The sequence below is a fragment of the Rathayibacter sp. Leaf185 genome (genome assembly GCF_001423885.1).
Lineage (GTDB): Bacteria > Actinomycetota > Actinomycetes > Actinomycetales > Microbacteriaceae > Rathayibacter.
Genome location: NZ_LMPP01000003.1, coordinates 12,910 through 37,469, shown reverse-complemented (window position 1 = coordinate 37,469; position 24,560 = coordinate 12,910). Strand labels below are relative to the sequence as shown.

Here is a 24,560-nt window from a genome sequence, read left to right as displayed (position 1 = left end):
TTCCGAAGGGGGAGCCCTCGTCGGCTCCTCTCGCAGGCTACCCGCAGAAACCGATCACCAGTCGGTAATCATCACTCCGGCGGTGGGGGAGCGCGCCCCTACCATGGGAGCCATGCCCGACGACCTCTCCGATTCCGCCGCGCCCTCGACCGTCTCCCGGAGGCGGACCCTCGTGGTCAAGATGGGGTCCAGCTCGGTGACGAAGCAGTCCGGGCCCGACCCCGTGCTGCTCGCGAGCGCCCTCGAGAGCGCGTTCTCCGCTCAGCAGGAGGGCTGGGACGTGGTGCTCGTCTCCTCCGGAGCGGTCTCGTCGGGCCGGGCGCTCTTCGCGCGCTCGCAGGACGCCCCGATCAGCCCCCGGCTCGCCGCGGCTGTCGGCCAGACCGTCCTGATGGGCTTCTACCGCTCGGTGGCGGAGCTCTCGGGTGCCCTCGTGGCCCAGATCCTCATCGGCGAGTCCGATCTGGCGTCGCCTCGGCAGATGGCGCATGTGGCGGAGGCGATCCGTCACGCCCTCGATGCCGGTGTCGTCCCCGTGGTCAACGGCAACGACACCATCGACTCCGCGGGCTCCGACAACGACGGCGTCGCCGGTGCGCTGGCGATGCTGCTCGGCGCCGACCTGCTGCTGCTGCTCACCGACGTGCCCGGTGTCTTCGCCGGGAGCATCGCCGAGGGCGTCCACCTCGACGAGCTCGGCATCGCCGAGCTTCGCGGCATCGGTGTGCAGAAGGGCGGGACGGGCCGCGGCGGGATCCGCTCGAAGCTGAGGGCCGCCGAGCTCGCCGCGCACAACGGAGTCTCGACGAGGATCGCGGGCGCCAGGACGCCCGAGGTCATCCTGAGCGCCCTGGGGGATCCGGGGCCCGGCACGCTCGTCCGGGCGGTCCACGCGCATCCAGCGGTGGAGCAGCGCTGGATCTCGGGTGTCGCGACGGCTCGCGGGCGGGTCGAGATCAACCTCGAGGCCGAGCGGAGCATCGACGCCGGATCGAGCCTGTTCGCCTCCGGTATCAAGCGCGTCTCGGGAGACTTCGACGGGGGAGACGTGATCGAGGTGCGGGCGCTGAGCGGCGAGCTCCTCGCCCGAGGGGTGTCCCGGGTGTCCTCCCGCCTCCTGACCCTCGTGCGCGCACTGCGCGTCGACGAGATCGCGCGGGTCTTCGTCGCTGTCCTCGCCCATGCCGCCGACCCCGGATCGGCGTCCGCGCCGCCCGCGGGCGAGCGGCCGCAGCTGACGCGCGCCGTGGAGTACGCGCACGGCCTCTCCTTCGAGCACGCCCGCGCCGTCGCGATGGAGATCGTTGGCCTGTTCCCCGCCGAGAGCATCTCGGCGCTGCTCGGACACGGGTCGGAGGAAGCGGAGCTCGTCGAGCGCTACACCCGGCTGGTCCGGACTCTGGCGATCATCGGGAACGAGCAGCTGTCGGTCTTCCGCGACTGACGGCGATCCCACTTCGCGCCACCTCGGAGGTGCATTCCGCGCCACTGCGTCATCGTCGGCGCCTGTGCGTGTCTCCCTGGGGACGGCGCCGATACCGGGCGCCCCGATGGATCGGATCACCATGAGCATCTCCGCCCGCACTGCCCGCCACCCGTTCGAGGACCGCATCTCCGTCGAGACCTTCGAGTCCGACCGTCTCGCGCATCGACTCGAGCTCCTCGAGGAGTCGATCGCCGAGGGGGAGCGCACTCTGCGCGGCTTCGTCGATCCAAGCACCGGCGAGGTCGTCCCGCCCGCTCGAGGCGGCCACCGCGAGCAGGTGCTCAGCAACCTCGCGGTCGAGCGCTCCCTCGCCGAGCGCATCCGGCGCTCCGATCCCTCTCGGTCGTGACGCCCGAGGATGCGGCACGATGGGGCGATGGCCACCATCACCGTCGCTGGGAACGCTCAGCACTTCCTGCCCGCTGAGCGAGGCACCGTCCGTCTCGAGATCAGGCGCGAGTCGCGGTCGCGATCGCAGGCCCTGGCCGAGGTCACCTCGGTGCACACGAGGGTGCGAGAGGAGGCGGTCGCCGAGCAGGCGGCGGGCGTCGCCACCTGGTGGTCGGCCGATCAGGTCTCCGTCTCGACCGTCCACCGCTATCTGAAGGACTCCGACGTCACCCAGCTCTTCCACGTCGCCGCTGCCAGCGTCCGGGTGAAGTACCGCGACTTCGACGCACTCGGGCGCTGGGTGGCCTCGGTCTCCGAGCTCCCGGGGGTGGTGGTGTCGGGTGTCGACTGGGACGTCACCGCCGCGCATCGCGCGACCGCCGAGCGCGAGGTGCGCGTTGCGGCGGTGCGCGACGCGCGCGAGCGTGCTGCGGCGTACGCCTCGGCGCTCGGTCTCGGCGAGATCCGCGTGCTGACCCTCTTCGAACCCGGGCTCCGCCCGCACACCCGGATCGAGGGCGGTTCGGCCCTGATGAGCCGCGCGGCGAAGTTCGGCGGTCAGGAGGAGGCGCTCGCCCTCAAACCGGAGGACATCGAGGTGTCGGCCTCCGTCTCCGCCGACTTCGAGGCGGTCTGAGCGCCTCGTCCGAACGGGTCGCTCGGTTCGATCGTCGGGAGGAGCTCCACCGGGAATAGCACCGGCCGCGCCGACGCTGAGGAGAGCATGGTCTCGCGCATCGGCTTCCTCTCCTTCGGTCACTACCAGGCGGTGCAGGGCTCGCTGACGCACACCGCGCGCGACGTCCTGCTCCAGACGATCGAGCTCGCCGAGGCGGCGGAGGAGATCGGCATCGACGGCGCGTACGTCCGCGTGCACCACTTCGCCCCGCAGCTGGCCTCGCCCTTCCCCCTCCTCTCGGCCATCGCCGCGCGCACCCGCCGGATCGAGATCGGCACGGGCGTCATCGACATGCGCTACGAGAACCCCCTCTACATGGCGGAGGAGGCGGCGGCCACCGACCTCATCTCGGGCGGCAGGCTCGAGCTCGGCGTGAGCCGGGGATCGCCCGAGACCGCGCTCCGAGGCTCCGAGGCCTTCGGCTACGCCGTTCCGGAGGGCATGACCGATGCCGACCTCGCCCGCCGCAAGGTTCAGCTCTTCCGCGAGGCTCTCGCCGGCGCTCCTGTCGCCCAGTCGGACCCGGCGATGACCCGCCAGTCGATCCCGCTCGCGATCGAGCCGCGCTCGCCGGGGCTCGAGGATCGCATCTGGTGGGGTGCCGGCAGCTTCGCGACCGCGCGCTGGGCGGCGGAGCAGGGCATGAACCTCCAGTCCTCCACGCTGCTCCTCGAAGAGGAGGGGATCCCCTTCGACGAGCTGCAGGCCCGTCAGATCCGCGAGTACCGCACGGCATGGGCCGGCACGGGCTGGGAGCGCACGCCGCGGGTCTCGGTCTCGCGCAGCGTGCTCCCGATCACCAGCGACCTCGACCGCCTCTACTTCGGCGGCCGCGGTGAGCGCGATCAGGTCGCGTCCCTCGAGGGTGTCCGCGCGCGGTTCGGACGCAGCTACACCGGTGAGCCCGACGTCATCGCGGCCGAGCTCGCCGCAGACGTCGCGGTCCAGGAGGCCGACACCCTCCTGCTCACCGTCCCCAACCAGTTGGGCGTCGAGTACAACGCCCGCCTGCTGCAGACCGTCGCCGACTCGATCGCGCCGGCGCTCGGCTGGTCGTCGGCGGCGCTGACACCCGCCTCCTGACTGCCCGGGGAACCGGTTCTCGGCGAGACGCCACTGTCGCAGCGGTGTCTCGCGAGGATCCGGTTCCCGCGACGTCGGGCAGGTCAGGCGCGACGCCTCCGGGCCAGGAGCAGCACGCCTCCGGCGGCGAGCAGCATCGCCGCCGTCCCGACAGGCAGAGCAGCCGAGGCGCCGGTCGCGGCCAGCACGCCGCCATGCGGCCCGGCACCCGCTGCAGGAGCGGGCGCGACCGTCGGCGATGACGAGGGCTGAGCGGTCGCCGTCGGCACGGAAGTCGTCGTCGGCTCAGGGGAAGTCGTCGGCTCAGGGGTAGCAGTCGGCTCGGGAGTCGCGGTGGCCGTGGGCTCCGGAGTCGGCTCCGCCGACCGCGCGTGGGCCGCGAAGAAGTCCCACATGATCGAGGAGGCGCTGATGCTGCGGTTCACGACGCCCAGGCCCGAGGCCTCGAGATCGACGGCCGTCCCGGGCCAGGTGTGGCCGCCGCCCTCGATCGCGTAGGCCTCGACACTCGTCCCGTCGGCGCAGTCGGCGAGGACTGCCCGGCCGACCTCCGCGTTGACGGCCGTGGTGACCGGCTCGCCCTCGCAGTCGTCGAGACCGGCCCACCCCGCGGTCGCCGTGGCGACGCTGTAGCCCCACCGCGGGTCCGCATTGCCGTCGAACGGGTTCACTGCGTCCGCGGTGCCGTGGAAGGTCAGCACCGATACCGGTCGGCTCGGTGCGCACGAGCCCGCCTCGATGGTCGTCAGGTCGTCGAGGTCGGCGCGTCCTGCCCGCAGGCCCGCCACGGGGGCCACGGCGGCGAAGAGGTCGGCGCGCGTGCAGGCCAGTGCAGAGGCCATCCGCCCCCCGCCCGAGAACCCGGTCGCGAAGACGCTGCCGGAGTCGACGCAGCCCTGAGCGGACAGCGTCTCGACGACGGTGGAGAGGAAGGCCACGTCATCGCGCGACCCCTCGGGAGGGAACGTGCCGGAGGTGAGGGGCACGCCCGGGACGTTCCAGGCCCAGTTGCCGTCCTCGAGAGTCTTCTCGAACTCGATCGCCCCCGTCGGGTTCGCGACGATGAACCCGTCGGTGTCGGAGACCGATGCGAGGTCCGAGATGCCGGCCTGGACGCCTCCGTTGCTGTTGGACCCGTGCAGGTCGAGCACCAGAGGTAGGGCGCCGTCGACGTCGGGGACGTGCACGAGCACGTCGTAGCTCGTCCCTCTGAAGGCCACGGCGACCGTGGAGTCGCCCGTCGGCAGCGCGCGGACGCAGTCGGAGCCCGTGGCTGCGGAGGCGGACCCGGCGGCGACGACGCCTCCCGCCGCGAGCGCGGAGGCGGCGAGCAGCGAGAGCAGGCCCAGGCGCGTGCGCCGGGCAGAGGGGAAGGATGACACGGAGGAGTCCTTACTCGTCGTTGAGTGGAGCACCGGTCGGTGCGATCAGAACCCTAGCGGTCTTCGGTTTTGAAAGGGAAGGCGGGTGAGCGGTTGAACGAGAAGAACCCCCGCACCTTCTCACGAAGATGCGGGGGTTCTGATCGGTGTCCGAGGGGGGACTTGAACCCCCACGCCCTATACGGGCACTAGCACCTCAAGCTAGCGCGTCTGCCATTTCCGCCACCCGGACGAGTGTTGTTTCCGGCCTGCGTTTCCGCGGCCGAAGAAGACATTAGCACGGTTCGAGAGGCTCGTACGCCACCGGGTGGGCACCCGTGTCCGACCCCCGCGGTACCGTTGCTCGCATGACGACGCCCCACCGCGACGACCTGCCCGAGCTCGACGAGTCCACCCTCGACGAGACCGCGCTCATCGCGCGCGACCTCATCCGCTTCGACACGAGCAACTACGGAGACGGGAAGGCCGAGCCCGAGCGCGACGCCGCCGAGTACGTGGCCGCTCGCCTGCGCGATCTCGGCCTCGAACCCGTGCTGGTCGACTCCGACCCCGGCCGCACCAGCGTCGTCGCGCGCGTCGCCGGGGAGGACCGCGAGCGCGGCGCCCTGGTCGTGCACGGCCACCTCGACGTGGTCCCCGCGATCGCCGACAACTGGAGCGTCGATCCGTTCGGCGGCGTGATCAAGGACGGCATGCTCTGGGGCCGCGGTGCCGTCGACATGAAGAACATGGACGCGATGATCCTCGCCTCCCTGGGCGACATCCTCGGCTCCGGACGCAAGCCCTCCCGCGATCTCGTCGTGGCCTTCTTCGCCGACGAGGAGGCGGGAGGAGTCCGCGGCTCCGCGCACCTCGTGAAGACGCAGCCCGAGCTGTTCGCCGGCGCCACCGAGGCCATCAGCGAGGTCGGCGGCTACTCGATCGAGCTGGGCGGCAAGCGCGCCTACCTCGTGCAGACCGGCGAGAAGGCGCTGATGTGGCTGACCCTCCGCGCGCACGGCACCGCGGGTCACGGCTCGCAGATCAACCGGGAGAACCCGGTCACCCGCCTCGCCGAGGCGATCGCGCGCATCGGCAGCGAGGAGTGGCCCACCCGCCTCACCGACACCACCCGTCAGCTACTCGACGAGGTCGCCCGCATCCTCGGCCACGACCCCCAGCGCAGCACTCCGGAGGAGCTCGCTCTCGCCACCGGGACGGCCTCGCGCTTCATCGCGGCCACCCTGCGCACCACGGCGAACCCGTCCATGCTCTCCGCCGGCTACAAGGCGAACGTCATCCCCGACACGGCGGAGGCGACGATCGACGTCCGCGTGCTGCCGGGGGAGGAGGACTCGGTGCTCGAGCGCATCAAGGTCCTCGCGGGCGAGCACGTCGAGATCCTCGTGCAGCACCGCGACATCGGGCTCGAGGTCCCCTTCGCCGGCCCCCTCGTCGAGAGCATGGCCGCGTCGCTCCGTCGCTTCGATCCCGACGCCGAGGTGCTGCCGTACCTGCTCTCCGGAGGCACCGACAACAAGGCGCTCTCGCTGCTCGGGATCACCGGATACGGCTTCGCTCCACTGCAGCTCCCGGGCTCGCTGGACTTCCCCGCGCTGTTCCACGGGGTCGATGAGCGGGTCCCACTCGACGCACTAGTGTTTGGCAGGAAGGTCCTGACCGATCTCCTCCTGCGATCCTGAGGTCAGATCCGACCCGCCACCGACCGCCTGCTGGCCGACGACGCCCCAGCCCCTCCTCGAAAGTGACGCATGGGCCTGCTCGACGCTCTGATCCTGGGACTCGTCCAGGGTCTGACCGAATTCCTCCCCATCTCCTCCAGCGCCCACCTGCGGATCGTCAGCGAACTGCTGCCGGGCCTCGACGGTCGGGACACAGGAGCTGCGTTCACCGCCATCACGCAGTTGGGCACCGAGACCGCGGTCATCATCTACTTCTGGCGCGACATCGTGAAGATCGTGTCGAACTGGTGCCGGTCTCTCGTCGGCAGGGTTCCGCGCACCGACGCCAACGCCCGCATGGGCTGGCTCATCATCATCGGCAGCATCCCGATCATCGTCCTCGGCCTGATCTTCCAGGACGCGATCGAGACCACCCTCCGCTCGCTCTGGGTGGTCGCGACGACCCTCATCGTCTTCGGCATCCTGCTCGGCATCGCCGACGCGGTCGGCGCGAAGAAGCGCCGCCTGCGCGATCTCAACGTCCGCGACGGCCTCATCTACGGAGGAGCGCAGGCCCTCGCCCTCGTCCCCGGCGTCTCGCGGTCGGGCGGCACCATCACCGCCGGCCTCTTCATGGGTTACGAGCGAAAGGCCGCGGCCCGCTACTCGTTCCTCCTCGCGATCCCCGCCGTCTTCGGCAGCGGGCTCTACCAGCTCTACAAGAGCCTCAGCGATCCCGAGATCCTGCCCAACCAGATCCAGGTCGGCGGGCTCGAGACCCTGGTCGCGACGATCGTCGCCTTCGTCGTCGGCTTCGTCGTGATCGCGTTCTTCATGGGCTACATCTCGCGACGCAGCTTCCTGCCCTTCGTGATCTACCGCATCCTGCTCGGCGTCGTCCTCATGATCGCGCTGGGCACCGGCGCCATCGCCGCCTAGATGCGCGCCTGGACCACCGCGGCCGTTCCCGTCCTCCCGGGGCGGGGCAGCGCTCCCCGCCTCCATGACACCTCCACCGGCGGACTCGTCGAGGCGGCCGGCGTCGAGGGCGTCGCCCGTCTCTACGTCTGCGGCATCACGCCGTACGACGCGACGCACCTCGGCCACGCCTCCACCTACCTCGCCTTCGACACCCTCCAGCGGGTCTGGCTCGACGCCGGCAGCACGGTCGAGTACGCGCAGAACGTCACCGACGTCGACGACCCGCTCCTCGAGCGTGCCGCGGCCACCGGAGTGGACTGGCGCGAGCTCGCCGAGCAGCAGGTGGAGCTGTTCCGCGGCGACATGGCCGCGCTGCGCATCCTGCCTCCGGCCCACTACGTCGGCGTCACCGAGTCGATCGAGCCGATCGCGGAGGCGGTCGCCCGACTCGAGCGCGAGGGCGTCGCCTACCGCGTCCCGACTCCCGACGCCTCGGTCGACGGAGGCGAGGACGTCTACTACGACATCGCCGCCGCCGAGACCCAGGTGTGGCACCTCGGCTCCGAGAGCCGGCTCGACCGCGAGACGATGACGCGCCTCTTCGCCCAACGCGGCGGCGACCCCGACCGCCCCGGGAAGCGCGACCCGCTCGATCCGCTGCTCTGGCGTGCCGAGCGCGCGGGGGAGCCCGCGTGGGACTCACCGGTCGGTCGTGGTCGCCCCGGCTGGCACATCGAGTGCTCCGTGATCGCGCTCGACCGCCTCGGCGCCGACTTCACCGTGCAGGGCGGGGGCAGCGACCTCGTCTTCCCGCACCACGAGTTCAGTGCCGCCCACGCCTCCTCCCTGTCGGGCCGACCGCTCGCGGGCGCCTACGCGCACGCCGGGATGGTCGCATTCGAGGGCGAGAAGATGAGCAAGTCGCTCGGGAATCTCGTCCTGGTGTCGAGACTCCGAGCCGAGGGCGCCGACCCGCGCGCGATCCGGCTCGCCCTGCTCGCCCACCACTACCGCTCCGACTGGGAGTGGCTCGCCGATGATCTGCCGAACGCGGTCGAGCGTCTCGCCCGGTGGGAGACGTCGCTCGAGCGTCGGGGGCCGGTCTCGGCCCTCGAGACCCTCGCGAGCATCCGTGCCGCCCTGGCCGACGATCTCGACACCCCGTCCGCACTTGCTGTCGTCGATGAAGCGACCGCCGCGGGAGTCGACGATCCAGCGCTTCTGCGCGACGCGGTCGACGCCCTTCTCGGCATCAGGCTCTCCTGAGCGGAGCCGCTCCGTCCCGCCTGAGCGGAGCCGACCCGTCCCGACGGGAGCGACGGGCCGTCAGGAGCGCCAGGGCTCCTCGCCGGAGCGCCCGTCGCCGCGTCGGCGGAGGTAGCGCTCGAACTCCTGCGCGATCGCCTCGCCGCTCGCCTCGGGGGAGTCGACGGTGTCGCGCGCCTGCTCCAGCTGGGCGATGTAGGCGGCCATCTCCTCGTCGTCGGCGGCGAGCGCGTCGATGCCGTGCTCCCACTCCTCCGCCTCCTCGACGAGATCGCCGCGGGGGATCGCCAGACCGACGACCTCTTCGAGCTTCTCGAGCAGCGCGAGCATCGCCTTGGGTGACGGCGCGTTGTGCACGTAGTGCGGCACGGAGGCCCAGATCGAGACGGCCGGGATCCCCACCTTCGCCGCGGCCTCGCCGATGACGCTGAGGATCCCGACCGGACCCTCGTAGCTCGAGCGCTCCAGCTCGAATTCGGTCCGCAGCTCGGCGTTCTCGCTCGAGGCGAAGATCGAGATCGGCCGGGTGTGCGGCACGTCCGCCAGCATCGCGCCGAGGAACACGACCGTCGAGATGTCGATCGCCAGCATCGCGTCGACGACCTCGGCGGCGAAGCTCTTCCAGCTGCGCGACGGCTCCGTGCCGATCATCACGTAGAGGGCGCTCTCGGCGTCGACGGAGGTGTCGGCCGGGCCGAAGATCTGGGTGCCGGGCCAGGAGAGCGTCCTGCGGCCGTCCTCGCCGATCGAGAGCATCGGGCGGGTGTACTGGAAGTCGTAGTACTGCTCGGCGTCGACGGCGAAGAGAGGCAGGTACTCGCCGTCCTCCTTGACCAGGCGCACTGCTCCGCTGGCGGCGTCACCCGCGTCGTTCCAGCCCTCGAAGGCCACGACCAGGACGTTCCCCTTGATGACGTTCATAGGTGAGGTCTCCGCGTTCGGCTCGATGTCCGGGGCGCGCAGGCTGCGCCGGTCCCCGTCGCTCCAGGATAGGACCCGGCCTCCGACCGCTCCGCCGCCCCCGGGGCTTTCCGCTGTCCGCGTACCGGGCCCGCCCGGCGGCCGCCCGCTACCATGGACGCTCGTGACTGCCGACACCTCCGCCCCGACGTCTCCCGGCCGAACCCCTTCCTCGGCAGCGGCCCCGGCGGCCGTCCTCTGGGACATGGACGGCACACTCGTCGACACCGAGCCCTACTGGATGGCCTCGGAGCACGCGCTCGTCTCGTCCTTCGGCGGTGTCTGGACCCACGAGGACGCGATGAGCCTCGTCGGCTCCGGCCTGCCCGCCTCCGCCCGCATCCTGCAGGGGAAGGGAGTCGACCTGCCCGTCGAGGCGATCATCGACCGGATGACCGACGAGGTCATCGCCCGTCTCGCCGAGAGCATCCCGTGGCGCCCTGGAGCCCTCGAGCTCCTCGAGGCCGTCCGCGATGCCGGCGTTCCGCAGGCGCTCGTGACCATGTCGATCGGACGCATGGCGCACGCCGTCGTCGATCGCCTCCCCTTCGCCGCGTTCGACACCGTCGTCAGCGGCGACATGGTCGAGCACAGCAAGCCGCACCCCGAGGCGTACCTCCTCGCCGCGCGGACCCTCGGCGTCGACATCGCGTCCTGTGTCGCCATCGAGGACTCGCACGCCGGCCTCGCCTCGGCCGTCGCCTCGGGAGCCGCATCGATCGGCATCCCGCACCAGCTCGAGCTCGACGTCGACGCTCCCTACTCCCTGTGGCCCACCCTTGCGGGCCGCACCTTCGCGGATCTCGCGCAGGTGTCCACCGAGCATCGCGGCGCTCCGCCGCGCCCCACCGAGACGGAGGCCCGCCGATGACCGGTGAGGCACTGCAGCATTCCGGCCCCTTCCGAGCGGGCGACCGCGTGCAGCTGACCGGCCCCAAGGGCCGCATGAACACGATCACCCTCGTGCCGGGCAAGATCTTCCACACCCACCGCGGAGGCATCGAGCACGACACGGTCATCGGCCTGCCCGACGGCTCCGTGGTCGAGAACACGGTCGGAGTCGAGCACCTGGCGCTGCGTCCCCTCCTCGCCGACTTCGTCATGTCGATGCCGCGCGGCGCCGCGATCGTCTACCCGAAGGACGCCGCGCAGATCCTCGCGCTGGCCGACGTCTTCCCCGGCGCCCGCGTGGTCGAGGCGGGGGTCGGCTCGGGCGCGCTGTCGCTCTGGCTGCTGCGCGCCGTCGGCCCGACCGGGCTGCTCTCGTCCTTCGAGCGCCGCGAGGAGTTCGCGGAGGTGGCCCGCGGGAACGTCGAGACCTTCCTCGGCTACACGCCCGACAACTGGAGCGTCACCGTCGGCGACCTCGTCGACGCGCTCCCGGAGGCGGTGGCGCCCGGTGAGGCGGACCGCGTGGTCCTCGACATGCTCGCCCCGTGGGAGTGCCTCGACGTCGCAGCGGACGCGCTCACCCCGGGCGGAGTCGTGCTCTGCTACGTCGCGACCGTCACGCAGCTGTCGCGTACGGCGGAGGCGATCCGGGCTTCCGGTCTGTTCACCAACCCGGCGTCGAACGAGACCATGGTGCGCGGCTGGCACGTCGAGGGCCTCGCCGTCCGCCCCGATCACCGGATGATCGGCCACACCGGCTTCCTGATCACCGCGCGGCGTCTCGCGCCCGGGGCCGTCCTGCCCGAGCTCAAGCGCCGCCCGTCGAAGACCGACTTCAGCGACGAGGACGTCGAGGCGTGGACGCCCGGCGCCCTGGGCGAGCGGGTGGTCAGCCCGAAGAGCCTGCGCAAGCGCGTGCGCGAGTCGGCGACGAGCGCCGAGCTCTCGCGCGCCCGCGGCTTCGGCGACGAGCCGGCCGAGCCCGGCGACGACGAGGGCATCGTCTAAGCTGATCGCGGCTTCTCGGCCCCTCCCGATCGTCTCGCACTCGGGCACCACCACTCCCACCCCGACGAATAGAGGACCCGTGCGCAGGACTGTCGCGCTCATCGCCAGCATCGGCATCGTCGCCGCCCTCACGGGATGCACCGCGTCCTCGTCGTCGGCCGACTGCGACGCGCCGTTCGGCTCGGGCGACTCGTCCTCGGCCGTCACGGCGACCGGAGACTTCGGCACCGCCCCCGAGGTGACCGTGCCCTCGCCGCTCAATGCTCCCAGCACGCAGGTCAGCACCCTCATCGAGGGGTCGGGCGACCCGATCGAGAAGGGCCAGCTGGTCAGTCTCGACTACACCCTCGTCAACGGCGCCGACGGCTCCGTGCTCGAGGCCTCGCCCTACGACGGCGCGAGCGCCGCCAGCTTCGTCGCCGGAGGCACAGGTCTCGTCGGTCTCAACGAGGGCCTGCTCTGCGCGAAGGTCGGCTCGCGGGTCGCGATCGCGATCGCTCCGGAGGACGGCTTCGGCGACTCCGCCGCCCAGCTCGGCATCTCGGCCGACGACACCCTCGTGCTCGTCGCCGACGTGCAGAGCGCCGCTCTGGCGCGCGCGAACGGCGAGGCGCAGCCCGCGCCCAACGGATTCCCCACGGTCACCCTCGGCGACGACGGCACGCCCGGACTCGCGAAGCCCTCGGGCGACGCCCCCACCGAGCTCAAGATCGCGCAGCTCAAGAAGGGCGACGGTCCCGTCGTGCAGGAGGGCGACCAGGTGATCGTCCACTACACCGGCTGGCTCTGGAGCACCGGTGCCGTCTTCGACTCCAGCTGGGAGAAGGGCTCACCGGCCCCGTTCACCGCAGCCGACGGGTCGACCACTCAGGGCGGCGTCATCGCCGGGTTCGCGAAGGCGCTGATCGGCCAGCCCGTCGGCTCGCAGGTCATCGCGATCATCCCGCCCGACGAGGGCTACGGCGACACCGAGCAGGGGAAGATTCCGGCCGGCTCCACGCTGGTCTTCGTCGCCGACGTGCTCGCGATCAGCTGATCGGGCCCGCCCCTAGACTGGAGGGCGTGCCTGCCGACGTCTCGTCCTCGAGCCGCATCCCGGCCGAGGAGCGTCTCTTCAATCTCGTGCTCGCGCTCGTCGCCGCCGAGAACGGGCTGACCAAGTCCGACGTGCTCTCGACCGTGCAGGGGTACCGGCAGCGCTCCGAGGCCGGCGATCGCCTGTCGCTCGAGCGCCAGTTCGAGCGCGACAAGGACGATCTGCGCGAGCTCGGCATCCCGATCGAGACCGTGGACACGCCGGGCGACCCCGGCAACACGCAGACGGTGCGCTACCGCATCGCCAAGCGGAGCTACGACCTCCCCGCCGACATCTCGTTCGATCCCGAGGAGGTCGCGCTGCTGCGACTGGCGGGGGCGGTCTGGCGCGAGGGCACGCTGTCGGCCGAGTCCCGTCGGGCGCTGATCAAGCTGCGCTCGATCGGCGTCGAGTCCGTCGACCCGGTGATCGGAGTCAGCCCGTCGATCCGCGTGCGGGAGGCATCGTTCGAGCCGCTGAGCACGGCGCTCGACCGCGGTCAGATCGTCCGCTTCCCCTATCTCAAGCCGGGCGTCGACGAGCCGAGGATCCGCACCGTCCACCCGCGCGCCCTCGTGAACCACCAGGGCCGCTGGCACCTGCACGCCTGGGACGAGGCCGCGGAGGGCACGCGAACCTTCCTCCTCGCCCGCATCGTCGGGCCGGTCGTCTCGACGGGCCGCACCGCGCCGATCGAGGAGGGCGACCACGCGGCGACCGCCCTCGCTCAGCTCGACGACATCCTCCGGCGCAGCACCGCTCTCGTGCGGGTCACCGCCGACTCCGACGCGGCACTCCGCCTCGGCCGTCGCGCGGAGTCCGAGGGGGAGGGGGCGCACGTCCTCCGCCTGCACTTCACCGACCCGGACATCCTCGCCGACGAGCTCGCCGGCTACGGGCCGGAGGTGCTCGTGCTCGAGCCCGCCGAACTGCGCCGGAAGGTCGTCGACCGGCTGCGCCGCTCCCTCTCCGATCACGGAGGGCCGCTCGATGGCTAGGCCGCGCTCACTCCCGGCGCGCGATCGCCTCGCGGTCCTGCTCTCCCTCGTTCCCTACCTCCTCGACCGAGGCCGCGTCAGCGTCGCCGAGGTGGCGCAGCACTTCGACATCGCCGAGGACGAGGTCCGCCGGGCCGTGCGGCTCATCGCCGTCTCCGGCGTGCCCGGCGAGACCGCTCAGTACCAGGCCAACGACCTGTTCGACATCAGCTGGGACGACTTCGAGGAGAACGACCACGTCATGCTCACTCAGCAGGTCGCCATCGACGATTCGCCGCGCTTCTCGGCCCGCGAGGCAGCCGCGCTCATCGCCGGGATGCAGTACCTCGCTGCGCTCCCCGAGAACCAGGGCAACGACCGCATCGCCGCCCTGATGGGCAAGCTCTCCCGCGGAGCCTCCTCCACCCCCAGCGCGGTGGCGGTGGCGCGCGGGACGGGCGCGGATGCGACGGTCTCCCTCATCCGCACCGCGCTGTCCGCGGGGACTCAGCTCGCCTTCGACTACCGCAACGCCCGGGGCGAGACGGAGTCACGGGTCGTCGACCCGTTCCTGATCGAGTCGGTCGACCGCGACTGGTACCTGCGTGGCTGGGACCACCTGCGCGAAGGGGTCAGGACCTTCCGCGTCGACCGCATGCGCTCGCTGACCGACACCGGGTCGCCGATCATCAGGAGGCGCAACGAGGTCACGCTCTCGGAGCGGCTGTTCGAGGCGTCGGCCTCCGACCTCGTCGTCGACCTCCGGGTCGCTCCCGGATCGGTCGCTCTGCTCGGCGATTACGCGGTCGACGCCGAGTTCCCCGAGCTCCCGGAGGGGGAGCGGGGCTCCGGAGTCGTCGTCCGGATCCGCGTCGCCCACCTCGAGGGACTCACCCGGCTCGTCGCCTCGCTCCCGGGGCTGGTGGCGGTCATCGCGCCGGACGCCGCCCGCCGGGCTGTGGCGGACTGGACCCGCGCGGCCCTCCGCGCGAACGAGGAGGAGGCGTCGTGACCTGGTGGTCCTGGATCCTGATCTGGCTCGGCCTCGCGGTGCTCGCGCTCGGCGTGCTGGTGCTGTTCGCTCTCTCCTACTGGCGCAAGGGCCGAGTGCTCCTGGGGCAGATCGACGAGCTCACCGCGAAGCTCGATGCGCTGCAGCCGGACGGGGCGGAGACATCGGAGGCGCGGCCGCTGTCGTCGCTGTTCGCCGATCGCGACGACGTCCGCCGCTCGCACGAGGCACGACGCGATGCACGCCGCGACAAGGCTGAGGATCGACGGTCTGCGCGAATCGAACGGGGTAAGCTCCTCGTACACCGCAACCGACAAGTGAAGTGAGTCTGCAATGTTCGCTGGCCTCCAGGGGTGGCACCTCCTCATCATCCTCGCCGTGATCCTCCTCCTCTTCGGTGCGCCCAAGCTCCCGCAGCTGGCCCGCAGCGTCGGGCAGTCGATGCGGATCTTCAAGAGCGAGGTCAAGACCATGAAGGACGAGGACGGCAACGATCGTCCCGCCGATGGCACCGTCCCCGGCTCGACCGCGACCGGCACCACCGGCGCCGGCACGACCGGGACCGGCACCGCGTCGACCCTGCCCCCCGAGACTCCGATCAAGTAATGACGTCTGTGGCAGCGAAGAAGCCACGGACGAAGCGATCGAAGAAGGACCCCGAGGGACGCATGTCTCTCGGGGCTCATCTCATTGAGCTTCGCAATCGGCTCTTCATCGCGGCGATCGCGATCGCAGTGGCCTGCATCGCCGGCTGGTTCCTCTCCGACTGGGTGTTCGAGGCGCTCAAGGCCCCGATCAGCGTCGTGGCGAGCACTCAGAACAAAGAGGCCGTCCTCAACTTCCCGACCATCACGGGTGCCTTCGACCTCCGGCTGCAGATCGCGATGACGATCGGCATCGTGATCGCGAGCCCCGTCTGGCTCTACCAGATCTGGGCGTTCCTCGTCCCCGGCCTCACCGGCAAGGAGATCCGCTACGGAGTCGGCTTCATCCTGACCGCGATCCCGCTGTTCCTCGCGGGCTGCGCCTCGGGCTGGTTCATCTTCCCGCACATCGTCGAGCTGCTCACGAGCTTCACGGGCGGCGAGGCCGCGAGCTTCCTCGACGCGAAGGTCTACTACGACTTCGTGCTGAAGCTCGTGCTGGTGGTGGGTGTCGCCTTCGTCCTGCCCGTCTTCCTGGTGCTCCTGAACTTCGTCGGCATCCTTCCGGGGATGCTGCTGCTCAAGTCGTGGCGCGTCGCGATCATGGTCATCGTGCTGTTCACGGCGATCGCGACTCCTGCGGCCGACCCGATCTCGATGTTCATGCTGGCGATCCCGATCACCTTCCTGTTCTTCCTCGCGTGCGGGATCGCGATCCTGCACGACAGGCGGGTCGCCAAGCGCCAGGTGGTCTTCGACGGCAGCCCGTCCGACCTGCCCGCGTGAGCGATCAGTCGCCGGCGGAGCGCTTCGCGGCGTTCCGCACACGACAGGGCCACGCCAGGGTCGAGACGTTCCGCTCGACCCTGGCGTTCGACCTGGACCCGTTCCAGTACGAGGCGTGCGCGGCGCTCGACGAGGGCCGCAGCGTCCTCGTCGCCGCACCGACGGGCGCCGGCAAGACGGCCGTGGCCGAGTTCGCCATCCATCTCGCCATGCGGGATCCGGACGCCAAGGTCTTCTACACGACGCCGATGAAGGCGCTCAGCAACCAGAAGTTCCAGGAGTTCGTCGCCGAGTACGGCGCCTCCGAGGTCGGTCTTCTCACGGGCGACTCCAACGTCAATGCGAGGGCTCGGATCGTCGTCATGACGACCGAGGTCCTGCGCAACATGCTCTACGCCGACTCCGATCTGCTGCGCGATCTCGCCTACGTCGTCATGGACGAGGTGCACTACCTCGCCGACCGCTTCCGCGGTGCCGTCTGGGAGGAGGTCATCATCCACCTCCCGCAGCGCGTGCGACTCGTGTCTCTTAGCGCGACCGTGTCGAACGCCGAGGAGTTCGGCGACTGGCTGCAGACCGTGCGCGGCGAGACCGAGGTCATCGTGTCGGAGGAGCGGCCCGTCCCGCTCGACCAGCACGTCCTCGTCGGCGGCAAGCTGCTCGACCTCTTCGACTCGTCGGGTAGGGCGGCGACGAACCGCGTCAATCCCGAGCTCGCCCGCCTCGCCCAGGGCGGCTCGCGTGTCGAGCGCGGCGGCCGCGGCTCGCAGCGGGGCGGCAGGGGGCGGTTCGCGGAGTCGCGCACCGAGGATCTGGTCCCGCGCTCCGAGGTCGTCGAGATCCTCCGCGGCAAGAACCTGCTGCCCGCCATCTTCTTCGTCTTCAGCCGGGCGGGCTGCGACCAGGCCGTCCGCCAGGTGCTCCGCTCCGGTGTCCGGCTGACCGAGCGCCACGAGCGTGACGAGATCCGCGCCATCGTCGAGGAGCGCTGCCGGACGATCCGCGACGAGGATCTCGCAGTGCTCGGCTACTGGGAGTGGCTGGACGGTCTGCAGCGCGGAGTAGCCGCGCACCATGCGGGGATGCTCCCGGCCTTCAAGGAGGTCGTCGAGGAGCTCTTCCTGCGCCGTCTCGTCCGCGTCGTCTTCGCGACCGAGACGCTCGCCCTCGGCATCAACATGCCCGCCCGCACGGTCGTGCTCGAGAAGCTCGAGAAGTTCAACGGCGAGGCGCGGGTGCCGATCACACCGGGCGAGTACACCCAGCTCACCGGCCGGGCCGGCCGGCGCGGCATCGACGTCGAGGGTCACTCTGTGATCCAGTGGCGGGGCGGGATGAACCCGCAGGCCGTCGCCTCGCTCGCCTCCCGGCGCACCTACCCGCTCAACTCGAGCTTCCGCCCGAGCTACAACATGGCCGCGAACCTCATCGAGCAGTTCGGCCGCACCCGAACCCGCGAGATCCTCGAGTCGTCGTTCGCCCAGTTCCAGGCCGATCGCTCCGTGGTCGACCTCGCCCGCCGTGTGCGCCAGCAGGAGCAGTCGATGGAGGGCTACGTCACCGCGATGCAGTGCCACCTCGGCGACTTCGAGCAGTACGCGTCGATCCGACGCGAGATAGGCGAGCTCGAGCGGCGCGGTGCGGTCCGCAAGGAGTCGGCCTCGCACTCGGAGCGCGAGAAGCGCCAGGGCCAGCTCACCGTCCTCCGCAAGCGGATGAAGGCCCACCCGTGCCACGCCTGCTCGGACCGCGAGCAGCACGCCCGCTGGGCGGAGCGCTGGTGGAAGCTCCGCCGGGAGACCGACGAGATCGAGCGTCAGATCCGTTCGCGCACCGGAGCCGTCGCCCGCATCTTCGACCGGATCACCGAGGTCCTGCTCGAGCTCGGCTACTTCCGCCGCGATGACGCCGGCGAGCTCTCGCTCACCCCGAACGGGCGCACGCTGCGCCGGATCTACGGTGAGCGCGACCTGCTGATCGCGGAGTGCCTCCGCAAGCAGGCCTGGACCGAGCTCGACCCCGCCGGCCTCGCGGCGATGGCCTGCTGCCTGGTCTTCGAGCCGCGGCGCGAGGAGGGGACCCTCGGCGAGAAGCACCTGCCCCGCGGCACCTTCCCCGAGGCGCTCGAGAAGACCCAGCTGCTCTGGGCGCGACTCGACGACGTGGAGCGCGAGCACCGCCTCCCCGGCAGCAACCCCATCTCGACCAGCCTCGCCCTGGCGATGAGCATGTGGGCGCGCGGCATGCCGCTCGATGCGGTCCTCCGCGAGGCCGACATGGCCGCGGGCGACTTCGTCCGCTGGTCGAAGCAGACCATCGACCTCCTCGATCAGCTCTCCGTCGTGGCCGACGGCAAGGTGGGCCGTGCCGCACGCACGGCGCTCGACCTCGTGCGCCGGGGGATCGTCGCCTACTCCTCGGTCGCATGAGGGATGCGATGACACCGCCTCCGGGGCGGACTGCTCCGCTGTGGCTGGCGCTGCCGCTCGCGGCACTCGGCGGTGCCGTGCTCGATCAGGGCTTCCCCGACTCCGATGTCTGGCCGCTCGCCATCGTCGGTGCCGCCGCGATCCTCCTGGCCCTCGCCGGGCGGGGCTTCTGGAGCGGCGCTCTCATCGGCCTCGTCGGCGGCGGCGTGTTCTGGGGCGTTCACATCTCGTGGCTCACCCTCTACCTCGGCCTCGTGCCATGGGCGGCCCTCGCCGGCCTCCAGGCGATCTTCTTCGCGCTCTCGGCCGGTCTGATGGCGGTGGTGTCGACCCGCGGGCACCGGGTCTGGACCGGTCCGCTCGGACGGATGGTCGGGCTCCCGGCGCTGCTCGCCGCGCTCTGGGCGGGCCGCGAGACGATCACGAACGTCTGGCCCTACGGCGGCTTCGCGTGGGGGAGGCTCGCGCTCTCCCAGTCGATGGGGCCGCTCGCCGAGCTCGCGGCCTGGGTGGGCTTCACCGGGCTCAGCTTCGTCGTCGCCTTCCTCGCGGCTGCTCTCGCGCAGGCCGTGCGCGAGGTGAGCGTCCCCGCGACCGCGCGGACCGCCGTCGTCGCCGGCTTCGCGATCGTCGCCCTCGTGTTCCCCGCCTGGCCGGCGCCGACGGAGGGCACGGCTCGGATCGCCGCGATCCAGGGCGACTCCGACGCAGGGCTCTTCTCGCAGAGCTACCGCGGGCAGATCCTCGAGGACCACACCTCCGCGACACTTCCCATCCTCGATGAGGACGTCGACATGGTCGTCTGGCCCGAGAACGGCGTCGACATCGATCCGACCCGCAACGCGCAGTCGGCGGCTGTCCTCGACTACCTGAGCCGCACGATGGACGCGCCCTTCATCGTCGGCACGATCACGAACCCCGAGGACGACGTCTTCTACAACAGCTCGCTGCTCTGGAAAGCGGGGGAGGGGGCGACGCAGGTGTACGACAAGGTCCACCCGGTGCCGTTCGCGGAGTACATGCCCGATCGCGCCTTCTGGCGGATGTTCGCACCGGACCTCGTCGACCTCGTGAGCCGGGACTACTCGATCGGCACCCGCTCCAACGTCTTCGACATCGACGGCATCCTCGCCGGCATCGCGATCTGCTTCGACATCTCGGACGACGCGCTCACGAACGAGATGATCGACGGCGGCGCGCAGGTGATCCTGGGACAGACCAACAACGCCGACTTCGGCCGGACCGATGAGAGCGTCCAGCAGCTGGCCATCGCGCGGCTGCGGGCGATCGAGACGGGCCGCAGCGTGGTCAACATCTCGACCGTCGGCACCAGCGCGATCATCGGGCCCGACGGGGCGACGATCGACTCCCTCACATGGTTCGAGCCGGGTGCCATGGTGGACGAGGTTCCCCTCGCGTCCACCACGACCCCGGCTCTGGTGTGGGCCCGAGACCTCGGCTGGTACTTCCTGGCCGCCGGTCTGATCGCCCTCGTCTCGTTCGTCCTGCGGACGCGCGAGCCCCGGCGTCGGGCCCGTGACCGGCGCTAAGCGCCGATCTTGTGCTCTCCGCGACGGGCGCGGAGGAAGGCGAGCCGCTCTTCGAGCAGCTCCTCCAGCTCCGCACGGGTGCGGCGTTCGAGCAGCATGTCCCAGTGGGTCCTGACGGCCTTCTGCTCGCCCCGATCCACGACGACGGGCTTCGAATCCACCATCAGGATGGCCTCGTGGCCGCAGGAACGGCACTCCCAGGTCTCCGGCGCTTCGGCGTCGGCCGAGAACACCATGTCGGTGTCGTAGCCGCAATTCGAGCAGTGGTACTCGTACGTCGAGCGCGGTGAGAAGACGACGCCTTCTTCGCTCTGCAGGCTCTGGGATCCGAGCCTCATGCCGCGCAAGCTTCGATCTGCCATTGTGTGGTCTCCTCTCGCTGTGCTCCGACCAGTGTCGACCGCCTACCTGGGGGTGGTCCGCGGGGGCCTTCCTTTGCCAGAGAACAGTCAGGTGGGAGGCCGTTTCCGCGCGGTCAGCGCAGGCGCGCCGAACCGCTGCCTGAGGCGTCGACGGCCAGGCGCGCGAGGTCGGTCCGATCGGTGACGAGGCCGTCCACGCCGAGCTCGAGGAGCTCCGTCATCCGCTCGGGATCGTCGATGGTCCAGAGGTGGATCTCGCAGCCCGAGGAGCGCAGCCGGGCGAGGATCCGGGGGACGGCCACTCGGAGGCCGAGGGCGCTCTCGGGGACCTGGAGCGCGTCGATCCCGCGGAGGACCCGGCGGACGACCGCGGGCGCGTTCGCGTGAGCCGCCAGCAGGGCGAGCAGGAACAGGGGAGCGGAGGCGGAGGTCGCCGCGCCCGGTAACGCTCGGAGGGTGCGTCTGCGGCGCGACTCCGAGAAGGAGGTGATGAGGACACGTGTCTCGGCGCGCGCAGCTCGCACGGCCGCGACCGTCGGGCCGATCGCCTCGCGTGCCTTCACATCGATGTTGAAGCGGGCGTCGGGGAAGCGCTGGAGCGCCTCCGACAGAGTGGCGGGGTGCTCGCCGCCGTCGAGGGTCAGCGATGAGAGCTCCTCAGCGCGGGTGCGGGCGACGAGGTTCCGGGTGCCGGTGCGGTCGATCAGCTCGGCGTCGTGCTGCAGGAACGCGACACCGTCGAGCGAGGCGCGGACGTCGGTCTCGAGCAGGTCGGCGCCGGCATCGAGGGCTCGCTGGAAGGCGGCGATCGTGTTGCCCGGGCCGCCAGGGTCGAAGCCGCGATGGGCGATGACGCGAGGCCGCGGGCCCTCGAGGAAGGGCGCGCGGCCTCGGTCGGTCATCGGGGCGGGGTGGGTCAGAGGATCGGGCTCGGGGGAGTGCTGCCGCCCGCGTCGTGCGGACGGTCGCCCTTGGCCGCGTTCTGACCGAAGGCCTGGCCGACCCCCTTGAGCGCCTCGGTGAGCTCGCTCGGGATGACCCAGAGCTTGTTCGCGCTGCCCTCGGCGATCTTGGGCAGCGTCTGGAGGTACTGGTAGGCGAGCAGCTCGGCGTCGGGACGCCCGTCGTGGATCGCCTGGAAGACCGTGGTGATGGCCTTCGCCTCACCCTCCGCCCGCAGGACGGCGGCCTTGGCCTGACCCTCCGCGGCGAGGATGGCGGCCTGGCGCTGGCCCTCCGCGTTGAGGATCTGCGACTGCTTGGTGCCCTCCGCGGTGAGGATGACGGCGCGGCGGTCGCGCTCGGCGCGCATCTGCTTCTCCATCGAGTCCTGGATCGACAGGGGCGGGTCGATGGCCTTGAGCTCGACACGTCCGACCCGGATTCCCCACTTGCCGGTCGCCTCGTCGAGGACGATGCGCAGCTGGCCGTTGATGTTGTCGCGAGAGGTCAGCGCCTCCTCGAGGTTCAGCCCTCCGACGACGTTGCGGAGGGTGGTCGTCGTGAGCTGCTCGACGGCGCCGAGGTAGTTCGCGATCTCGTAGGTCGCGGCGCGAGCATCCGTCACCTGGAAGTAGACGACCGTGTCGATGGAGACGACCAGGTTGTCCTCGGTGATGACGGGCTGCGGCGGGAAGGAGACGACCTGCTCGCGGAGATCGATCAGCGGCCGGACCCGGTCGACGAACGGGACCACGAGGTTCAGGCCGGGCAGGAGCGTCTTGTGGTACTTGCCCAGCCGCTCCACGACCCCCGCGGTGGCCTGCGGGATGATCCGGATCGACCGGAAGAGGACGACCAGGACGAAGAGGACGATGGCGGCGACGATGACGGTCGTCACGATGGCGGAGATGGTCACGAGGAGCTCCTTTCGGCGGGGACGACGACGGCGGTCGCGCCGTCGATGGCGGTGACGACGACGCGTTCGCCGACACCGAGCGGGCGATTCTCGACGAGAGGGGACAGGCGGACCGTCCACGTCTCGCCATTGGCGAGCTTGACCTGACCCGGGCCCGAGCCGGCGACGACGACACTGCCGGCGAGGCCGAGCAGCGCGTCGGAACCCGAGGGCGTCGGATCACCGCCGCGCTTGAGGAGCCGCAGCAGGGGTGGCCGGACCGTGAACAGGAGCAGCCCCGCGAGAACGGCGGCGACCGGGACCTGGACCCAGAACGGAGCACCGACCAGCCCGGTCAGAAGGCCGCCGACGCTGCCCACGGCCAGCATCAGGAAGGTGAATTCGAGAGTGATCATCTCGACGATCACGAAGATCAGAATGAGCGCGAGCCAGAGGATCCACGCGTACTGGGTGACAGCATCCATTGCCGTTGCTCCTTCCCCACGATGAGCCTTCTGAGGCTAGCAACGCCCCCCGTCAACGGGCTGGGAGGCGGGTTGGTAGGATCCTCGTCGGGCCGTGGGGCCCGTCATCGTGCCCGATCCGGCCCAGCGTCGGCGTCCTGAAGGATCTCCTCGTGTCCAACCCTCTCGCTCCCGGTTCGCTCGACGGCAAGCGGATCCTCGTGACCGGCTCCTCGCGCGGCATCGGCGCCGACACGATCCGCTACTTCGCCGAGGCCGGCGCGCGCGTCGTCGTGAACTACCGCTCGAAGGCGCCCCGGGCGACGAAGCTCGTCGACCAGATCGTCTCCGGAGGAGGCTCGGCGTTCGCGGTCGGTGCCGACCTCACCGACGCGGACTCTCGCACGGCGCTCTTCTCCCGCATCCAGGAGGAGCTCGGCGGGCTCGACGTGCTCGTGCTGAACGCCTCAGGCGGCATGGAGAGCAACATGGGGGAGGACTACGCGATGGTCCTCAACCGGGACTCGCAGGTCGCCTCGCTCGATGCGGCGCTGCCGCTGCTCGGAGCCGGCTCGCGCGTCGTGTTCGTGACCAGCCACCAGGCGCACTTCATCCGCACGACGCCGACCATGCCCGAGTACGAGCCGGTCGCGCTGTCCAAGCGCGCGGGCGAGGACGCGCTGCGCGAGCGGATCGCCGAGCTGTCGGAGCGGGGCGTCGAGTTCGTGGTCGTCTCGGGCGACATGATCGAGGGCACCATCACGGCGACGCTCCTCGAGCGGTCGAACCCGGGCGCCATCAGCTCGCGTCGGGAGTCGGCGGGGAAGCTGTACAACGTAGGGGAGTTCGCTGCCGAGGTCGCTCTGGCCGCTGTCGAGCCGATCCCTGCGGACAACACCCGGCTCGTCGGAGACACGTCGGACTTCGTCGCCGAGTAGAACGCGGACGGCCCCTGCGGAGCAGACCAGCGGTCCGACCGGTCTCCGTGAACACACCCCGGAGCGCCCTCCAGGATCGGCGTGTCGAACGTGGAGACCGACGAGATGGCCGGCGGGATCGCGCTGGGGATCGAGGGGCGATCCGGGGTGACGGTGCCGGTCGGTGTCGGGCTCGTCCCCCCTCTACGCGATCCAGCCGCGGCGGAGGTGGTCGAAGATCTCCGTCAGCGCTCGGCCCGGTTCCGAGGTGGCGCCGGCGATCTGGGGGGCCTCCAAGATGAACCTGGCCAGAGATCGCGCCGCCAGAGGTGAATCGAAGTCGACCTCGCTCCTGAGGGTCTCCGCCAAGGCCGACTCGCAGTCGACCCAGCGTCGTCGGGCGTAGTCGATGAGTGCCGGCGTGGCGCGGATCAGCTCCACGAGGTCTCCGGAGTGCGAGCCCGGTAGGGCAGCGGGACCGCGCTGTCCGATGAACGCTTCTGCCGCGTCGAGGACGTCCTGGTCGTCGGGCCGGTCGACGATGGCCCGGGACAGCGCAGCAGCCCGATCCTCCCCACTTCCGAACACGAGAGACTGCTTGCCCTCCGGGAAGTGGGCGAACAATGTCGTCAGCGCTATGTCCGCCTCTTCCGCGACGTCGGCGACGGTCACGGAGTCGTACCCCCGGGACACGAACAGTCGAAGAGCAGCCTCGTTGATCCGATGCCGCGTCTGCGCTCTCTTCCGTCCACGTCGGCCCGCCTCTTCGTCCATGCGCTC

General features: G+C 70.7%; 25 protein-coding genes and 1 tRNA gene. 18 read left to right on the top strand and 8 right to left on the bottom strand.

Translation table 11 applies throughout. From position 1 onward, the window contains the following. The first annotated feature begins 112 nt into the window (after nt 1-112). The 4 genes from proB (at nt 113) to ASG06_RS12525 (ending at nt 3,638) form a co-directional block, all read left to right on the top strand. The gene (gene proB / locus ASG06_RS12540) at nt 113-1,444 is read left to right on the top strand and encodes a glutamate 5-kinase (RefSeq protein ID WP_162239026.1); all 1,332 of its coding nucleotides are present in this window, start codon (nt 113-115) and stop codon (nt 1,442-1,444) included. Nucleotides 1,445-1,565: 121 nt separating this feature from the next. Next, on the top strand, nt 1,566-1,835 hold the full coding sequence (locus ASG06_RS12535) for a hypothetical protein (protein ID WP_156465976.1): 270 nt from the start codon (nt 1,566-1,568) through the stop codon (nt 1,833-1,835). Nucleotides 1,836-1,862: 27 nt separating this feature from the next. Beyond that, entirely contained in the window at nt 1,863-2,513 is a 651-nt protein-coding gene (locus ASG06_RS12530) for an SIMPL domain-containing protein (protein WP_056042722.1), read from the top strand. Nucleotides 2,514-2,600: 87 nt separating this feature from the next. After that, on the top strand, nt 2,601-3,638 hold the full coding sequence (locus ASG06_RS12525) for an LLM class flavin-dependent oxidoreductase (protein ID WP_056042721.1): 1,038 nt from the start codon (nt 2,601-2,603) through the stop codon (nt 3,636-3,638). An 83-nt stretch (nt 3,639-3,721) separates the two neighbouring features. Here the strand turns inward: ASG06_RS12525 and ASG06_RS12520 are convergent, their stop codons facing one another. Beyond that, the gene (locus ASG06_RS12520; RefSeq protein ID WP_056042719.1) at nt 3,722-5,020 is read right to left on the bottom strand and encodes an alpha/beta hydrolase family esterase; all 1,299 of its coding nucleotides are present in this window, start codon (nt 5,018-5,020) and stop codon (nt 3,722-3,724) included. A 147-nt stretch (nt 5,021-5,167) separates the two neighbouring features. Next, nucleotides 5,168-5,252: transfer RNA gene (locus tag ASG06_RS12515), tRNA-Leu, on the bottom strand. Between the two features lie 115 nt (nt 5,253-5,367). Here ASG06_RS12515 and ASG06_RS12510 point away from each other — a divergent pair. From ASG06_RS12510 to mshC, 3 genes are all read left to right on the top strand, one after another. Next, nucleotides 5,368-6,702 carry a M20/M25/M40 family metallo-hydrolase gene (locus ASG06_RS12510; RefSeq protein WP_056042717.1) on the top strand — a complete coding sequence of 445 codons (1,335 nt, stop codon included), beginning with the start codon at nt 5,368-5,370 and terminating at the stop codon, nt 6,700-6,702. 69 nt (nt 6,703-6,771) lie between these two features. Further along, nucleotides 6,772-7,620: an undecaprenyl-diphosphate phosphatase gene (locus ASG06_RS12505; RefSeq protein WP_056042714.1), complete on the top strand. Its 849-nt coding sequence runs from the start codon at nt 6,772-6,774 to the stop codon at nt 7,618-7,620. Continuing rightward, on the top strand, nt 7,621-8,868 hold the full coding sequence (mshC, locus tag ASG06_RS12500) for a cysteine--1-D-myo-inosityl 2-amino-2-deoxy-alpha-D-glucopyranoside ligase (RefSeq protein WP_056042712.1): 1,248 nt from the start codon (nt 7,621-7,623) through the stop codon (nt 8,866-8,868). A 60-nt stretch (nt 8,869-8,928) separates the two neighbouring features. On the opposite strand, the gene ASG06_RS12495 is transcribed toward mshC, so the two are convergent. Continuing rightward, nucleotides 8,929-9,789 carry a proteasome assembly chaperone family protein gene (locus tag ASG06_RS12495; protein WP_056042710.1) on the bottom strand — a complete coding sequence of 287 codons (861 nt, stop codon included), beginning with the start codon at nt 9,787-9,789 and terminating at the stop codon, nt 8,929-8,931. Nucleotides 9,790-9,952: 163 nt separating this feature from the next. On the opposite strand from ASG06_RS12495, the gene ASG06_RS12490 reads away from it, so the two are divergent. The 10 genes from ASG06_RS12490 to lnt all read left to right on the top strand — a co-directional run bounded on the left by ASG06_RS12490 (nt 9,953) and on the right by lnt (nt 20,200). Then, nucleotides 9,953-10,699, top strand: coding sequence for an HAD family hydrolase (locus ASG06_RS12490; protein ID WP_327205495.1), 747 nt, complete (start codon nt 9,953-9,955; stop codon nt 10,697-10,699). Further along, a complete protein-coding gene (locus ASG06_RS12485) occupies nt 10,696-11,727 on the top strand; it encodes a tRNA (adenine-N1)-methyltransferase (RefSeq protein ID WP_056042705.1) in 1,032 nt (343 codons plus the stop codon). The genes ASG06_RS12490 and ASG06_RS12485 overlap by 4 nt, the downstream gene beginning before the upstream one ends. A gap of 79 nt (nt 11,728-11,806) precedes the next feature. Then, the gene (locus tag ASG06_RS12480) at nt 11,807-12,763 is read left to right on the top strand and encodes an FKBP-type peptidyl-prolyl cis-trans isomerase (RefSeq protein ID WP_056042704.1); all 957 of its coding nucleotides are present in this window, start codon (nt 11,807-11,809) and stop codon (nt 12,761-12,763) included. 26 nt (nt 12,764-12,789) lie between these two features. Further along, nucleotides 12,790-13,800: a helix-turn-helix transcriptional regulator gene (locus ASG06_RS12475; protein WP_056042702.1), complete on the top strand. Its 1,011-nt coding sequence runs from the start codon at nt 12,790-12,792 to the stop codon at nt 13,798-13,800. Beyond that, on the top strand, nt 13,793-14,791 hold the full coding sequence (locus tag ASG06_RS12470) for a helix-turn-helix transcriptional regulator (RefSeq protein ID WP_056042700.1): 999 nt from the start codon (nt 13,793-13,795) through the stop codon (nt 14,789-14,791). Before ASG06_RS12475 ends, ASG06_RS12470 begins: the two co-directional genes overlap by 8 nt. After that, a complete protein-coding gene (locus ASG06_RS12465; RefSeq protein ID WP_056042698.1) occupies nt 14,788-15,117 on the top strand; it encodes a hypothetical protein in 330 nt (109 codons plus the stop codon). Before ASG06_RS12470 ends, ASG06_RS12465 begins: the two co-directional genes overlap by 4 nt. A gap of 7 nt (nt 15,118-15,124) precedes the next feature. Further along, nucleotides 15,125-15,397: a Sec-independent protein translocase subunit TatA gene (gene tatA / locus ASG06_RS12460; RefSeq protein WP_056042696.1), complete on the top strand. Its 273-nt coding sequence runs from the start codon at nt 15,125-15,127 to the stop codon at nt 15,395-15,397. Between the two features lie 62 nt (nt 15,398-15,459). Beyond that, the gene (gene tatC, locus ASG06_RS12455) at nt 15,460-16,221 is read left to right on the top strand and encodes a twin-arginine translocase subunit TatC (protein WP_056042695.1); all 762 of its coding nucleotides are present in this window, start codon (nt 15,460-15,462) and stop codon (nt 16,219-16,221) included. Further along, a complete protein-coding gene (locus tag ASG06_RS12450) occupies nt 16,218-18,650 on the top strand; it encodes a DEAD/DEAH box helicase (protein ID WP_056042693.1) in 2,433 nt (810 codons plus the stop codon). Before tatC ends, ASG06_RS12450 begins: the two co-directional genes overlap by 4 nt. Before the next feature lie 8 nt (nt 18,651-18,658). Then, nucleotides 18,659-20,200 (top strand): apolipoprotein N-acyltransferase, encoded by a 1,542-nt coding sequence (gene lnt / locus ASG06_RS12445; protein WP_056042691.1) that lies wholly within the window; start codon nt 18,659-18,661, stop codon nt 20,198-20,200. Here lnt and ASG06_RS12440 read toward each other — a convergent pair. The 4 genes from ASG06_RS12440 to ASG06_RS12425 all read right to left on the bottom strand — a co-directional run bounded on the left by ASG06_RS12440 (nt 20,197) and on the right by ASG06_RS12425 (nt 22,884). After that, nucleotides 20,197-20,562 (bottom strand): RNA polymerase-binding protein RbpA, encoded by a 366-nt coding sequence (locus ASG06_RS12440; RefSeq protein WP_056042689.1) that lies wholly within the window; start codon nt 20,560-20,562, stop codon nt 20,197-20,199. The genes lnt and ASG06_RS12440 overlap by 4 nt on opposite strands. A 113-nt stretch (nt 20,563-20,675) precedes the next feature. Further along, nucleotides 20,676-21,464, bottom strand: coding sequence for a glycerophosphodiester phosphodiesterase family protein (locus tag ASG06_RS12435; protein WP_056042687.1), 789 nt, complete (start codon nt 21,462-21,464; stop codon nt 20,676-20,678). A gap of 14 nt (nt 21,465-21,478) precedes the next feature. Continuing rightward, on the bottom strand, nt 21,479-22,420 hold the full coding sequence (locus tag ASG06_RS12430; RefSeq protein WP_056042685.1) for an SPFH domain-containing protein: 942 nt from the start codon (nt 22,418-22,420) through the stop codon (nt 21,479-21,481). Beyond that, nucleotides 22,417-22,884, bottom strand: coding sequence for an NfeD family protein (locus ASG06_RS12425; protein ID WP_056042684.1), 468 nt, complete (start codon nt 22,882-22,884; stop codon nt 22,417-22,419). The genes ASG06_RS12430 and ASG06_RS12425 overlap by 4 nt, the downstream gene beginning before the upstream one ends. A gap of 152 nt (nt 22,885-23,036) precedes the next feature. Here ASG06_RS12425 and ASG06_RS12420 point away from each other — a divergent pair, with 152 nt between their 5' ends. Beyond that, nucleotides 23,037-23,801 carry an SDR family oxidoreductase gene (locus ASG06_RS12420; RefSeq protein ID WP_056042683.1) on the top strand — a complete coding sequence of 255 codons (765 nt, stop codon included), beginning with the start codon at nt 23,037-23,039 and terminating at the stop codon, nt 23,799-23,801. Nucleotides 23,802-23,984: 183 nt separating this feature from the next. On the opposite strand, the gene ASG06_RS12415 is transcribed toward ASG06_RS12420, so the two are convergent. Continuing rightward, nucleotides 23,985-24,554: a TetR/AcrR family transcriptional regulator gene (locus ASG06_RS12415; protein ID WP_056042680.1), complete on the bottom strand. Its 570-nt coding sequence runs from the start codon at nt 24,552-24,554 to the stop codon at nt 23,985-23,987. Between the last annotated feature and the right edge of the window lie 6 nt (nt 24,555-24,560).